The following is a 13,680-nucleotide window of genomic DNA, read 5'->3' as shown; positions in this document are numbered from 1 at the left end:
GGGATCGGGAATGGAGGTAGTTTGCGTAGGTTCCGGGTATGTGGGGAGCGTGACCGGGACCGCTTTGGCCGTGCTGGGGCATAGGGTGACGATTATAGATACGGATTCGCGCAAAGTGAAGGCGATCAATGCCGGCGCCAGTCCGATCTATGAGCCCGGTCTGGCGGCGCTGATCTCGCGTATGGTGAACGCCGGCAGGCTGTCGGCTTCGCAGACGTTTGACGCCGTGCACGAGGCCGACGTTGTGTTTATCGCCGTAGGCACGCCTGCGGGCGAAGACGGGACGGCGGATTTGACCTACATCCGGGCGGCGGCACGGAGCGTCGGGGAGCATCTGGACGCCGCGAAATTTACGGTGATCGCGGGCAAATCGACGGTCCCGGCCGGCACGGCGGATCTGGTCGCTTCGATCATCGAAGAAGCGTCCGGTTTGGAAAACAACCGGCATTTTGCGGTTGTCAGCAATCCCGAGTTTTTACGGGAAGGCTATGCGCTTGAGGATGTGTTTTTTCCCGACCGAATCGTGGTCGGCGCCGCTTCGCACAGGGCGAAAAAGGTCATGAAATCGCTGTACGCGCCTTTGCTGGAACGGAGCTTCGAAGCGGAGCTGAAGGGGCTGGACGCAGTTGCGGATCGCGCCGGTGCGCCCGTTCCGGTCTATTTTGAAACCGATACAAAAAGCGCGGAGCTGATTAAATACGTATCAAACGCTTTTTTGGCCGTGAAGATCAGCTATATTAACGAAGTCGCCAGGCTGTGCGATACGTTGGGCGCGAACGTGCTGGATGTCGCCCACGGGATGGGGCTGGATTCGCGCATCGGACATAAATTTCTGCAAGCTTCCAGCGGCTGGAGCGGGAGCTGCTTTCCGAAAGATACGGCGGAAATTGTAGCCGCCGGCCGCAAGCTCGGCAGCGAGATGTCGATCATCAGGGCGGCTATAGACGCCAATACCGCCATGCACGACTACTGCATGGATAAAATCCGCAAACATGTCGGCTCCCTGGAAGGCAAAAATATCGGCATTCTGGGCTTGACCTTTAAGCCCAACACGGACGATGCGCGCCATACGCAAGCTGCATACATGATCGGCAAGCTGGCGGATCAGGGGGCGAACGTGGCGGTTCATGACCCGCAGGGAATGAAGATGTTCCGGGAAATGAACGCTCATCTGCCTGTCCGCTACTGCGGGCGGCCGGAAGAAACGGCGTTAGACGCGGATGCGCTGGTGCTGCTGACGCACTGGGATGCGTACATGGCGCTGGATTGGCAGCAGATATACGGAACCATGAAGGGCACCCGGTACATTTTGGATACGCGAAACTTTTGGCGGAGTCTGAAGCTGGAGGGCAGGGGATTCGCATATGAGGGGCTGGGCACTTCAACGGATCGAAGAGGGGAAAGCGTATGGGAAGAATAAAGCCTGTATCCTATATACAACCGATGAGCAAAGGGCGATCTTCTCCGCAGCTCATCCGCTTTAACGATCAGTGCGAATACGTGGTCAAGTTCAAAAATAACCCGCAGGGCAATTGGGTAGTAGCTTACGAGTACCTTGTGAACAGTCTTGCTACACTCCTGCACTTGCCCGTTCCCGAATTCAAAATCGTGCGAATCCGCTCGAAATTTATTAAAGAATACAAGGAATTGAAGGGAAAAGAGTTCAAATCGGGCAACCAATTCGCCAGCAAATATATGAAAGATACGGTCTTATTCAGCGATTTGCCGAAGCTTTTGTCCAAAGATCAGGTCGTCAACCGGGATCAGGCGGCAGGCATGATCGTATTCGACCATTGGGTCAGCAATTCCGACCGCAACATAAAAAACTTGCTGTTTAAGCCGGAGGCGGGCCGTAAGGATAAATACACGTTTTGGATGATCGACCAAGCGAACTGCTTTAACATTACGACGACCAATCCGGAAAGGAAGTTTTTGCCTTTGAAAGTAAGAAATAAGGAAGTGTACCGGTGGTGCAATACGCTGGTGGATCACAAGAAGCAGCTGACCTCTTTCAGAGACCGGATTTTGGACATCAAAAACGAAAAAATTCACGAGCTTATTTATGCGATGCCTGAAGATTGGGATTTATCGGACAGGAAGAAGGAAGAGTTGTACAACCACATCAAATATGCCAAAAGAGCTTTGCCCAAAATCGTCGATAAGTATATCAAACGCTTTTTTTAGCGGAAACAGCGCCTTGAAGCCAAATATCCGGCATGCATCCTTTGCGGAGGAATGTGCACGCCGGATATTTGTCATTTGATGCCGGCAAGCGCCAGTATGCGCTTTACGTCTTTAAGGCCGACCGTAATATCCGCCTTATGCTCGTGGGGATCGACGAACTCGGGCGGACGCTCTCCTTTTCCGATTACATAATAATGCCGGTGCTTCATCAAGCTGCTCAAAATCGGGTAGCAGTTGTGCACAAGGGTTGGAGCGAAAAATTCGATAACCTTCGTCCCCGGCTGGCTGAACAATATGTTCGTTAGTCCTGCGCCGTGCGGAGCGGCGATGACTTTGGCGGCGGCGAAAACTTCAATCTGCCTGGCAACAGGCAAATCCTCCAGTATCATTTTCTCGAATCCGAATCGCTCCAAATATCCGAAAATTTCATCCTCGTTAAGCAAATGGCGTCTGCCGGCCTTGGAGCGGCTTATAAAAATTTTTTCCGGCCCCTCGCCCGCCTGCAATTTGGTCTCGTCCATCAGCTCTTGCCGCAAATAGTCGCAAACCCATCTGGGCCGGATGCCGTTCGAAAAATGCGGGATAACGAGCTTCTTCGCCCGGAGGTGGAACTGATCGTGGCTTTCGATCACTTGCTCTTGCGGGATGCCGAGCATCGCTAATGTTTCATACTGGAAAGGCGCCAGCTTGTTTCCGTTGATGACGTATTTATCGGGTTTGATTCCGCATAAATCCAGCATGTGCAAGCGGGGCAGCACATCCAGCATCCAGTGATAGTACACTCCGCTGTCCGCGATGCTCAGCAGGGCTACCGTCTCCGAAGTTTTCTCCAGCGGGGGCAGGCGCTCCAACTGGAAGATGGAATGCTCCTGCGGCAGCTTTTGCTTTTCCCGGGAATGCTTCCACACCAATTTGCCGTCCGGAGTCAAAATATCCGGCTTGGCGCCGCAGATGCGCCCTTTGGGGATCATATCGACGATGCCGTTTCGCTGTTTGAACAGCGTGTCGGACGAGGAAAAACGAACTGTCCAGAAGACGGGGTCCTCCAGGCCGAGAGGCTCCGTAAGTTCAACGGGATCGTTGAAATGCAGTTTTTTGATCAGTTTGCGCTTTTTGAGCTGAGCTGCGGCAATCCAGTCGGCGACAACTTCGTAATAGCCGTCGGGGACTTTCGTTTTTCCTCCCATGCGCGTGTCCTCCTAAATCCTTGGGATGTCGGCTTTTTGCAAAATCTGCTTTAAAGCTTCCAGATCGACCGTGATATCTTCATATAGCGCTTTTGTATAGCGGTGCTCCCGGGGCGGACGTTTGCCGGTACCGATCAAATAATAGTAATCGAGCTTCATATGGCTGCTGAGGCCGAGGTAATAGTCCCTGACATAGTTGGGGGAAAAGATTTCAATCAGCTTCGTGCCCGGATTGGCGAACACCAGATTGGCCAGGGAAGCGCCGTGCGGGGAAACGATTGTGCGCGCCGACTGAAAGGCGCGAATTTGTTCCGCAAACGGCATCGATTCCGGATGGATGCGGCGAAACCCGTATTTGTCAAGGAGCTTGACGACTTCTTTCTCATTCCGAACCCTGCGTCCGCCGGCATGGGCGCGGCTTACATAAATGCGTTCGTATTTGGGCGAAGGCGGCTTCTTGTTGCAGGGGGACAGCTGCTCTCTGAGAAAGCGGCTTGCCCATTGCGGATACACATGCTGGTAAGGCTTCCATCTGCTGAACTTTTCGGCGACAACGAGCCGCTTGGCTTTGATATGAAAATCTTTGCCGGCAACGATTACTTTGCTTTCGGGAATACCCAGGGCGGACAGCATTTCCTTGTAGGGGAACCGGCCCGGCGGGCTGATTACGTATTTATCGATGTGCAGTTTGCATTTACGTATCAAAGCGATGCGGGGCAGGACGTCGAACATCCAGTGAAAATAGTTTTCCGGGTAGCGGAAGGACAGCACGGCGACTGTCTTATTCGTATAGCGGGGAGGCGGAAGCGATGTTTTGCCGTCAAGTATATCTTTGAACGAAACATGCTTGATCATTTTGTTCTCGGGAGTCAGAACGACTCCCCGGTCCCCGTACAGTCTGCCGTTTTCGATGACGGCAACGGAAAGAGCGGGAAAGTGCGTATTCGCTTTCCAGATCGCTGCGCACCTTCGAAAGTACCAATGCAGTTTTTTTTCAACCGTCTTTGGCTGCGGGAACGGTACGGATTGACGAAAATGAAGGGTATGCAGCTGATTGAGTTGTCCGGACCGGCCGTGAAGTTTGAACCAGTTGCGGAGCGAGATATAGTTGCTTTTCTTTGGAATGGCGAGATCGGGTGGCATATCTTTCAAACGTATCTACCCCGTTTATCGATCAGTTTTTTCATCTGTTCCTTCGTAGCCGCCTTCTGGTACTGTTTCAGCAGCTCGATGTTCGCGTCGTGGTTCGGATTTCCTTTTGTCCCTACATAAGGATGCCAGAGGTGGTACACGTCTTTGTCAAGCCTTTTATGTTTGCCGCATATGGCGTCCATCGATAAGCCGAAAGCAGTATCTTCCGCGCCCCAGCCGATGAACCTTTGGTCGAATCCGCCGACCTTTTTGAAAGCTTCCCGGTACATAATGTTCATTTTTCCGGTCCAGCGCGAAAAGTCCTTGAACCGGTAATCCTTGATTTTCTCGCTTAAAGGCCAGTCGGCTTTGCTATCGTAAATTTTTTTGGAGTTAGACTCCGAGATGTTCAGCACATTGCGAAAGGGGACGACCCAGCCGTATTTTTGCAGCAGCTTGATCGATTTGGTGACGATCTTCGGATCGAAAATCGTATCGTTATCGACTATGACAATCACATTTCTTGTAGATTTTTTGAACGCCCTGTTAATGGCTTTGGATCGGTTGAAGAGCTCGCCGTTGTCTTTGCCGACAACGATTTCCGCCCCTGGCAGCGCATTTTTGTAAAATTTTTTCGACCATTTGAATGCAGCGTCTCTTGGGCCTTTGTCCGACTTGTAGGGGATAAGCACAGACACGTCTTCAAACATAGGATAACCTCCTTTAGGTGACTGCTATTTACAGGTTATGCGAATGTTCCTGTGCGGGTTGGGGCGAATAGACCAGTCCAATCACATAGATTTTTGGCGGAAGCGGATGAAATTGGATGGCTGAAGGGGGATACGCCCAACACGGGCACAGACAGGGATAAATATACTGGAGAAAGAGGCTGGAAAGGACGGTGGGCGCGCCTGAATATTTTGTTCAAGGGGTTCTTCTATTCCGGGAGCGGGTATGCCGAAGGCAACCGGGCTTTGCTGCGTATTTTGCAAGGGTGCGGCTATCGCGTGCGGATTGCGCCGAGGGACAAGGAGTCCGAGAGGACGATCGCCCTGACGCCGGAAGAAATCGGCTACCTTTCTTCATTCGAACGGACGAAGCTGTCGTCCAACGATATTTTTCTGTTCCGCGGTTCCGGCGGTGCGCTTCATACGAATCCCGATTTTCGCGTAAATATCGCGCATACGACGTTCGAGACCGACAGGCTGCCTGCGGCATGGGTTCCGGTTTTAAACCGGTTTAACGAGGTTTGGGTGCAGTGCAGGTTCAATCTGGAGACGTTCGGCGCTTCCGGAGTGAAGGTTCCCATGCGGTTTATTCCTTATTTTTTCAACGATTCCGCGTACGACCCGCAGGGGCCGAAGCTGGCGCTGCCTTTGTCCCGGTCGTACACCTTTTTGTCGGTGTTCGATTTGATCGAGCGCAAAGGATACGATGTGCTGCTGCGCGGTTATTTGAACGAATTTTCGGCGGCGGACGACGTCGCTCTGGTCATCAAGGTCAGAAACCGCGAAGGCACGGAGAAGCTGAAAAGCATCATACGCGCCCACCCCAAACCGGCGAAAGTACGCCCGGCCGTCCATATCATCGACAGGATGCTGCCGACGCCGGAACTGCACAGCCTGTACCGGGCTTGCAGCGCCTTCGTGCTGCCGACGCGCGGAGAAGGCTGGGGGAGGCCGTTTTTCGAAGCGATGCTGATGGAAATGCCTGTTATCGGCACGAATTGGAGCGGGCAGACGGAATATATGAACGAGGGGAACTCTTACCCGGTTCGCGTCAAGAAATTGGTGCCGGTGCGCTTGACCGATCATCCCGATCCCGCCAAGTACAGCGGGCATTATTGGGCGGAGCCGTCGACGAAAGATTTGCAGCGGAAAATGAGGCATGTGTTCGAGCATCGGCATGAAGCCAAAGCGCTCGGCCAAAAAGCCCGCCGCGAGCTTTTGAGCAAGTACAGCCTCCGGGAAGTAGCCGGGCAGGTAGCCAGGGAAATCGGCAAATTCGCGCAGTAAACCGGGAACTGCTTGCTCCACGTGCGCCCGGGACGGATTGGCAATAAGGATGGTGTCCTGGTATGAACATTTTGCTGGAGGGAATCTTCTATAATGGACACGGCTTTGCGGAAGGAAACCGCATCTTGCTGCGGATTCTCGACCGGGCCGGTTTCCGGGTGCGGATTGCCGCCAGAGATTCCCATGAGAAGCACCTCGTCCTCGATCAAAAAGAGATGGAGTACATCTCTTCGTTTGAAACGAACACATTGACTTCCAACGACGTGTACATTTGCAATTTCGTAGGATCGGCCGTCCGCTACCATCCCGAGTTCCGCGTGAACATCGCCCGCACGACGTTTGAGACGGACCGGATTCCGGCCCAATGGGTGCCGGAGCTGAACAAATTCGCGGAGGTGTGGGTGCAGAGCACGTTCAACGTCCGCACCTTCGCCGAATCCGGCGTCAAGGTGCCGCTCAGGCTGATCCCGAACTTTTTCGACATCGGGCAGTATGATCCGAAAGTGCCGAAGCTGTCCCTTCCTTTGGCAAAATCTTATTTGTTCCTGGCCGTCTTTGACCTGCAGCACCGCAAGGGCTACGACCTGCTGCTGCGCGCCTTTCTCAATGAGTTCTCGTCTGACGACGATACGGCGCTGGTCCTGAAAATACGCAGCGGCGACGGCGTGTACAAATTGGAGAAGGTCATGAAGGAGCACCCCAAGCCGGTAAAACAGCGTCCGGCCGTATATATCATCGACCAGATGCTGTCAACACAGGAACTGCTCGGGTTGTACCGGGCGTGCGACGCTTTCGTGCTGCCCACACGGGGCGAAGGCTGGGGCAGGCCGTTTTTCGAAGCGATGCTGATGGAAATGCCGGTGATCGGGACGAATTGGAGCGGGCAGACGGATTTTATGGACCACAGCAATTCGTACCTGATCCGGGTCGATCGTCTGCAGCGCATACAGGGCAACGAGTTCCGGCTGTTCAACGGCCATCGCTGGGCGGAGCCTTCCGTCGCCGATTTGCAAGCCAAAATGAGACATGTATTCGAGCACCGGCAGGAGGCCAAAGCGGTGGGCTGCAAAGCCCGCGAACATCTGCTGCGAAGCTACGATATGGACCGGATCGCGAAGAAAGTGGCGGAAGAGATTCGGAAGTACCAGTGAACGGATTTGAAGGAAGGTGGACGTAAGTGAACATCTTGCTGGACGGGAAATTTTACAACGGGCACGGGTTGGCCGAAGGAAACCGCATGCTGCTGCGTATTCTTGACAAGGCCGGGTACCGCATTCGCATACTCGCCAGAGACAGCGCCGAGAAGCACAAAGTGCTGGCTGCGGAGGAGGTAGGCTACATCTCCGCTTTTGAGAATACGAAACTGACTTCGAACGACATTTATATATATAACTGGGTCGGCTCGAGTGTGCGCTACAATCCCGACTTCCGCGTCAACATCGCCCGCACGACGTTTGAAGCCGACCGCATCCCGCACGTTTGGACTGCGGAGCTCAACAAATTCAACGAAGTGTGGGTACAGAGCTCCTTCAACAAGCGCACCTTCGCTTCTTCCGGCGTCACGGTTCCGCTGCGCCAGATCCCCAACTTTTTCGACATGAACCGGTTTTCGCCCAAAGGCCCCCGGCTGGCCGGCGTTTTGCCGAAAACCTATTTATTTTTATCCGTATTCGATTTGAAAAAGCGCAAAGGATACGACGTGCTGCTGCAGGCGTACCTGAACGAATTTTCCAGAGGGGAGCGCGTGGCGCTTGTCTTAAAAATTCGGGACGGCAGCAAAAGCGGAGCGATTGAACAGATCATCGCCCGCCATCCGAAACATCAGCGGCTGCGCCCTCCCGTTTACATCATCGATCAAATGCTGGGGACGGAGGAAATGCTCGCCTTGTACCGCAGCTGCAGCGCCTTTGTGCTGCCTACGCGGGGCGAGGGCTGGGGCAGACCGTTCTTTGAGGCGATGTTGATGGAGATGCCCGCGATCGGCACGAACTGGAGCGGTCATACCGAGTTTATGAACGCGGATAATTCCTTCCTCGTTCGCGTGAAGCGGATGGCCCGCATCGTGAACGAAGACGTCAACTTCAACGGGCACAGCTGGGCGGAACCGTCAGTGAAGGATCTGCAAAACAAAATGAGGCACGTGTTCGAGCATCAGGAGGAAGCCAAAGCTGTCGGGAAAAAGGCGCGCAAAGACCTGCTGGCCAAATACGGCATGCGCGGGGTCGCGAAAAAAGTCGTGAAGGAGATCGAGAAATACCGCTCGATGCCGGCCGTAAAGGCGGGAGGCGGATGAGCGCCAACATTTTGCTCGACGGCATTTTCTACAACGGGCATGGGCTTGCCGAAGGAAACCGGATGCTGCTGCGCATTTTGGACAGGGCGGGATTTCGCGTGAAAATTGCCGCTCGGGACCAAAGCGAGAAATATTCGGTTCTGCCTGCGAAAGACATCGGGTATATCGCTTCCTTCGAGACGACCCGGCTGCCGACGAACGACGTGTATTTGTACAACTGGGTGGGCTCGCATCTTCGGTTCAGACCGGATTATCGCATAAATATCGCCCGCACGACGTTCGAGACCGACCGCATTCCGCAAAAATGGGTGCCTGAACTGAACAAGTTTGATGAGGTTTGGGTGCAAAGCACGTTCAATCAAAAAACGTTCGCCTCCTCCGGGGTGAAGGCTCCGCTGCGGCTGATTCCGAATTTTTTCGATTTCAGCCAATTTTCCCCCGAAGGCGCCCCGCTGCCGCTTGCCGTACCGGAAAGCTTCAAATTTTTGTCTGTGTTCGATCTGAAGAAGCGCAAGGGTTACGATATTTTGTTAAACGCTTTTCTGAACGAATTCAGCGTACGGGACAATATCGCGCTGGTCATCAAGCTGCGGGAGACCGCACAGGCGGATGTCGTCGCCCGGTTCGTCGACGCCCACCCCAAACCGAAGCGCGAGCGGCCGTGCGTCTATGTCATCGACCATATGCTCGTTCCCGAGGAGATGGCCGCCTTGTACCGGATGTGCGACGCCTTCGTCCTGCCGACAAGGGGCGAGGGCTGGGGCAGGCCGTTCTTCGAAGCGATGCTGATGGAACTGCCGGTGATCGGAACTAATTGGAGCGGGCATACCGATTTTATGCATGCAAACAACGCTTATTTGGTTGATATCAAGGGGCTGACCCGTATCGCGAATAACGAAAATCCTTTGTTTAACGGGCACTGTTGGGCGGAACCGTCGCTCAAGGATTTGCAAAAGAAAATGCGGCTTGTTGCAGGCCGCCGGGCCGAAGCCAAGGAAATGGCCAAAGCGGCAAGGAAGGAGCTGCTGCAAACGTACGATGCGAAAGAAACGGCCCGCAAAGTCGTTCAGGCTATCGTAAGGTGCGCCGAGCAGCCGAAACGAGCACACCCATAAGGAGATGGTCATGCATATGACGAGCCCCGGACCTTTTTATACGATCGCTGTCTTTGGCCTCGGTTACGTCGGGTGCGTATCGGCGGCCTGTCTGGCCGGGATGGGCAACCGCGTCATCGGCGTAGACGTGAACCGCCATAAGGTCGAGCTGGTCGGTTCGGGCAAGCCGACGATCGTCGAAACCGGCATCGCCGCCCTGGTGGAGGAGCAGCACCGCGCAGGCAGGCTGACGGCTACAAGCGACATCCAAAGCGCGGTCCGGCAGGCCGATATTTGCCTCGTCTGCGTCGGCACGCCTTCCGACAAATACGGCTACCCGGATCTTTCCTACATTTGGCATGTAGCTGAGCAAATCAGCGATGCGATCCGGGCCCGGGAAGGGTTTCAAACGATCGTGATCCGCTCCACCGTGCCTCCCGGAACGTGCCGGGACATCGAACAGATCATCGCGCGGTCGGGCAAGCGGATCGATGCCGATTTTGCCGTCGTCAGTAATCCGGAATTTTTGCGCGAAGGGACCGGCATCGACGATTATTTTCACCCGCCGTATACGCTGATCGGCACGAAACACGAACGGGCGCTGCAGATGTTGCGGCATATTTACGCTCCTATACAGGCGGAAGTGCTGGAAACCGACCGCGAAGTCGCGGAGATGATCAAATACGTCAACAACTCGTTTCACGCGTTGAAAGTCGTTTTTGCCGGGGAGGTCGGCGCGCTCTGTCAATCGATGGGGGTAGATCCGCACAAGCTGATGAACCTGTTCTGCCAGGACCGCCAACTGAACATTTCACCGGCGTATTTGAAGCCGGGCTTTGCCTACGGGGGCTCCTGCCTGCCAAAGGATCTCAAGGCGCTCAACGCGATGGCCCGGGCGAGGAACGTGGAGCTGGCGGTGCTGTCCGCGGTCGAACGCAGCAATTCGCTGCTGATTGAGCGGGCTCTGGAGATGATTTTGGCGGAGGGCAAGGTCCGCATCGGCGTGCTCGGTCTGGCTTTCAAGCCGGGAACCGACGATTTGCGGGAAAGTCCGGTCGTCAAGCTGATGGAACGGTTAATCGGCAAAGGCTACGAGATCAAAATATACGATGACAATGTGCTCGCTTCCCAACTGATCGGCGCGAACAAGCAGTATATGGAAGCTACCGTGCCCCATCTGGCGGCTCTGCTGGCTTCCGATCTGAACAGCGTCGGCGAGTTCGCCGACCTTATCGTCGTCACGCAAAAAAGCAAGGAGTATGCCGCTTTCGCTGCGGGATTTTTGCGCACAAAGCCGGTCATCGATCTGGTGCGCCTTACCGACGAACTGCCTGAGGACAGCCACTATAAAGGGCTCCTCTGGTAACTGGTCATTCGCCAATTTCCAGCTAGGCTGGGTTAACGCGGATGAATCTGCAAATAGGTATTCATAGTATGGAAGCAGACGAATGCAATCAGGTGGTCATACGAGAAAGGAGTCGGGAACGGCATGAAGAAACCGTCAGCCCTCCGCATAACTACGAAAGCTCTGAAGTCTTCCCGGAAACTGCCGGCAGCAGGCGGACAAAAGCTTAAGCCCGCAAAGCGCAAGGTTAATGCCGGCATAGGGAAAAAGCGGCCTGCCCGCTCCGGGCAAGCGGCGGGCGCTGCAAAAAGGCGGAAAGCGCACCGGCGTTCTGCCGCAGCAGGCCTTGCGCTTCGCAAGCCGGTAACCCGCATCAGGAACAGGGAAGCTTTGATCCCGCTCCTCCCGCCGCCGGAGGCGGAAGGAGCGCACGCCGAATCCGTTCCGGATCCGCCGGACCTGCAGGCCGGGGTGAATTTGATCGGCTTTATCCGCACGGAGATCGGTGTGGGGGAAGCGTGCCGTTCTATGGCCGAGACGTTGGAAATCGCAGGAGTGCCTTTCGGAATTATGAATTATAAGGATCCGGGAGCCGGGGCGGCAAGAAATAAAGATACGCGCTGGATTCATAAGGAGAGGGAAGATACTCCGTACAGGATCAACCTTTTCCATATGAATGCGGACAGCTTGAAGCATGCTTATGATCGCCCGATTCGCCCGTTAAACCGCGACGTGTTCCGCAACCGGTTCAACATCGGCTATTGGGCATGGGAACTGCCGGAATTCCCCGACAAATGGCTCGACAGCTTCAAGCTGGTCGACGAGGTATGGGTGCCGTCCCGATTCGTCGAAGATGCCCTGCAGCCAAAATCTCCGGTGCCTGTCGTTAAAATTCCTCATGCTGTGTTCGTGAAGCATGCGGACGCTTACGACCGGAGTTTCTTCGGGCTGCCGGAGAAACCGTTTCTGTTCTTGACGATGTACGACACCCACAGCACGAAGGAGCGGAAAAATCCGCTGGCTGTCATCCGAGCATTCAAGAAGGCGTTCCCGGAAGGCAGCTCGAACGCCGCTCTGGTAATCAAAATCAACAATTCCAAAACGAATCCGGAAGATGTTCAGGCGATCAGGCAGCAGGTCGAAGGCTATTCCAACATCCATATCATCGACCGTATTTTGAGCCGCGATCAAGTGAACGCATTGCTCCAATCCGCGGATTGCCTGGTCTCCCTTCACCGTTCCGAAGGTTTCGGACTTGTGCTGGCCGAAGCGATGTATTTGGGCAAACCCGTCATCGGCACCAACTGGTCGGGAAATACCGATTTTATGAACAAGGATAATTCGTGTCCGGTAAATTACAAACTGGTTCAGGTAGGACAGGATGCGGGCCCGTATCAAGCGGGTCAGCTTTGGGCGGAGCCGGATATCGAGCATGCCGCGTATTACATGCGCAAACTGGCCGCATATCCGTCCTGGGGCAAGTCGCTTGGCGTCAGCGCCATGCAGACGATCCGCGAGGAATACTCGCCGGAGGCGGTCGGGCGGCAAGTTATGCAAAGGCTGACCGATCTCGAATTGTTATAAAATTTAGATCGTACGGGAGGAAGCGGACATGGAGCAGCGGTCAAAGCGAGCAGGGGGCAAGCCGAACGCGGCATCCCGCCATGCGGCTGCGCCTGCGCCTGCTTCCGATAACGCATTTCCGAAAGTATCCGTCATCATACCGGCGATGAACGAGCAAAAAACGATCGCCGCCGTCATCGCCCAGGCACAGCGGGTCCATCCTGCGACAGAGGTCATTGTCATCGTAAACGGCTCTGCGGACGAGACCGAACAAATCGCCCGCAGCACGGGCGCAAAGGTATTCGTATTCGGCGAGCCGTTAGGCCATGACGTGGGGCGCGGGATTGGCGCGATGCACGCGCAAGGAGAAGTTTTGCTGTTTATTGATTCCGATATGGTCATACCTTTCGCAGAGCTGGAACCGTTTGTCAGCGCCGTGGAAAGAGGCGTCGATGTGGCGTTGAACAAGTACTCGGGGCCTACGCTTACGAAGCGGGTTCACCCTGTCGTGTTGGCTAAGCACACCTTGAATCTTGCGCTGTCCCGCCCGGATCTTCGGGGAGCTTCGATGACGGCGGTTCCCCATGCGATCAGCAGAAGAGCTCTGGAGCTGATTGGAGTCAGGAGCCTGGCGGTGCCTCCGCTGGCCCAGACGATTGCGGCCCGCAGAGGACTTACCCTGCAGACGGTGCATAAAGTCGATGTCGGCCGTCTGAATCCTAAGAAAAGGAAGTCGTTCCGGGTAGATCCGCTGCAGGATCTTATCGTAGGAGATCACCTGGAAGCTATCGAATGGCTGCTCGCGGAGGCTGGGGAGCGGGGCCAACAGACGGATTTGTCCCGGGATCGATCTTTTGTGGGGTGAAAC

General features: G+C 54.9%; 12 protein-coding genes. 9 read left to right on the top strand and 3 right to left on the bottom strand.

The window, feature by feature from the left end; translation table 11 throughout:
- Positions 1-10: 10 nt before the first annotated feature.
- Positions 11-1,420, top strand: a complete 1,410-nt coding sequence (locus AC0LWT_RS07705) for a UDP-glucose dehydrogenase family protein (RefSeq protein WP_474680642.1) — start codon at positions 11-13, stop codon at positions 1,418-1,420.
- A complete protein-coding gene (locus AC0LWT_RS07700; RefSeq protein WP_474680641.1) occupies positions 1,408-2,184 on the top strand; it encodes a HipA family kinase in 777 nt (258 codons plus the stop codon). The genes AC0LWT_RS07705 and AC0LWT_RS07700 overlap by 13 nt, the downstream gene beginning before the upstream one ends.
- A gap of 71 nt (positions 2,185-2,255) precedes the next feature.
- Here the strand turns inward: AC0LWT_RS07700 and AC0LWT_RS07695 are convergent, their stop codons facing one another.
- Genes AC0LWT_RS07695 through AC0LWT_RS07685 form a run of 3 tightly spaced genes read right to left on the bottom strand, consistent with a single transcriptional unit; the run spans position 2,256 to position 5,212 of the window.
- Positions 2,256-3,371 carry a glycosyltransferase family 61 protein gene (locus AC0LWT_RS07695; RefSeq protein ID WP_474680640.1) on the bottom strand — a complete coding sequence of 372 codons (1,116 nt, stop codon included), beginning with the start codon at positions 3,369-3,371 and terminating at the stop codon, positions 2,256-2,258.
- A 12-nt stretch (positions 3,372-3,383) separates the two neighbouring features.
- On the bottom strand, positions 3,384-4,514 hold the full coding sequence (locus tag AC0LWT_RS07690) for a glycosyltransferase family 61 protein (protein ID WP_474680707.1): 1,131 nt from the start codon (positions 4,512-4,514) through the stop codon (positions 3,384-3,386).
- Positions 4,515-4,519: 5 nt separating this feature from the next.
- On the bottom strand, positions 4,520-5,212 hold the full coding sequence (locus AC0LWT_RS07685; protein WP_474680639.1) for a galactosyltransferase-related protein: 693 nt from the start codon (positions 5,210-5,212) through the stop codon (positions 4,520-4,522).
- Positions 5,213-5,422: 210 nt separating this feature from the next.
- Here AC0LWT_RS07685 and AC0LWT_RS07680 point away from each other — a divergent pair, with 210 nt between their 5' ends.
- The 7 genes from AC0LWT_RS07680 to AC0LWT_RS07650 all read left to right on the top strand — a co-directional run bounded on the left by AC0LWT_RS07680 (position 5,423) and on the right by AC0LWT_RS07650 (position 13,677).
- Complete coding sequence (locus tag AC0LWT_RS07680; RefSeq protein WP_474680638.1) at positions 5,423-6,517, top strand: glycosyltransferase family 4 protein; 1,095 nt, start codon at positions 5,423-5,425, stop codon at positions 6,515-6,517.
- A gap of 62 nt (positions 6,518-6,579) precedes the next feature.
- Complete coding sequence (locus tag AC0LWT_RS07675) at positions 6,580-7,668, top strand: glycosyltransferase family 4 protein (protein ID WP_474680637.1); 1,089 nt, start codon at positions 6,580-6,582, stop codon at positions 7,666-7,668.
- Between the two features lie 26 nt (positions 7,669-7,694).
- The gene (locus AC0LWT_RS07670; protein WP_474680636.1) at positions 7,695-8,810 is read left to right on the top strand and encodes a glycosyltransferase family 4 protein; all 1,116 of its coding nucleotides are present in this window, start codon (positions 7,695-7,697) and stop codon (positions 8,808-8,810) included.
- Complete coding sequence (locus tag AC0LWT_RS07665) at positions 8,807-9,925, top strand: glycosyltransferase (protein WP_474680635.1); 1,119 nt, start codon at positions 8,807-8,809, stop codon at positions 9,923-9,925. The genes AC0LWT_RS07670 and AC0LWT_RS07665 overlap by 4 nt, the downstream gene beginning before the upstream one ends.
- Positions 9,926-9,935: 10 nt before the next feature.
- A complete protein-coding gene (locus AC0LWT_RS07660; RefSeq protein ID WP_474680634.1) occupies positions 9,936-11,270 on the top strand; it encodes a nucleotide sugar dehydrogenase in 1,335 nt (444 codons plus the stop codon).
- A gap of 123 nt (positions 11,271-11,393) precedes the next feature.
- The gene (locus AC0LWT_RS07655; RefSeq protein WP_474680633.1) at positions 11,394-12,833 is read left to right on the top strand and encodes a glycosyltransferase family 4 protein; all 1,440 of its coding nucleotides are present in this window, start codon (positions 11,394-11,396) and stop codon (positions 12,831-12,833) included.
- 28 nt (positions 12,834-12,861) lie between these two features.
- A complete protein-coding gene (locus AC0LWT_RS07650) occupies positions 12,862-13,677 on the top strand; it encodes a glycosyltransferase family 2 protein (protein WP_474680632.1) in 816 nt (271 codons plus the stop codon).
- Positions 13,678-13,680 lie beyond the last annotated feature (3 nt).

It is taken from the genome of Paenibacillus sp. sgz302164 (genome assembly GCF_056120505.1).
This window is presented reverse-complemented; position numbering and strand designations above follow the sequence as displayed.

Coding starts and splice junctions, on each gene's coding strand:
- AC0LWT_RS07705 (WP_474680642.1), top strand. CDS start 11: ATGGAGGTAGTTTGCGTAGGTTCCGGGTATGTGGGGAGCGTGACCGGG.
- AC0LWT_RS07700 (WP_474680641.1), top strand. CDS start 1,408: ATGGGAAGAATAAAGCCTGTATCCTATATACAACCGATGAGCAAAGGG.
- AC0LWT_RS07695 (WP_474680640.1), bottom strand. CDS start 3,371: ATGGGAGGAAAAACGAAAGTCCCCGACGGCTATTACGAAGTTGTCGCC.
- AC0LWT_RS07690 (WP_474680707.1), bottom strand. CDS start 4,514: ATGCCACCCGATCTCGCCATTCCAAAGAAAAGCAACTATATCTCGCTC.
- AC0LWT_RS07685 (WP_474680639.1), bottom strand. CDS start 5,212: ATGTTTGAAGACGTGTCTGTGCTTATCCCCTACAAGTCGGACAAAGGC.
- AC0LWT_RS07675 (WP_474680637.1), top strand. CDS start 6,580: ATGAACATTTTGCTGGAGGGAATCTTCTATAATGGACACGGCTTTGCG.
- AC0LWT_RS07665 (WP_474680635.1), top strand. CDS start 8,807: ATGAGCGCCAACATTTTGCTCGACGGCATTTTCTACAACGGGCATGGG.
- AC0LWT_RS07660 (WP_474680634.1), top strand. CDS start 9,936: ATGCATATGACGAGCCCCGGACCTTTTTATACGATCGCTGTCTTTGGC.
- AC0LWT_RS07655 (WP_474680633.1), top strand. CDS start 11,394: ATGAAGAAACCGTCAGCCCTCCGCATAACTACGAAAGCTCTGAAGTCT.
- AC0LWT_RS07650 (WP_474680632.1), top strand. CDS start 12,862: ATGGAGCAGCGGTCAAAGCGAGCAGGGGGCAAGCCGAACGCGGCATCC.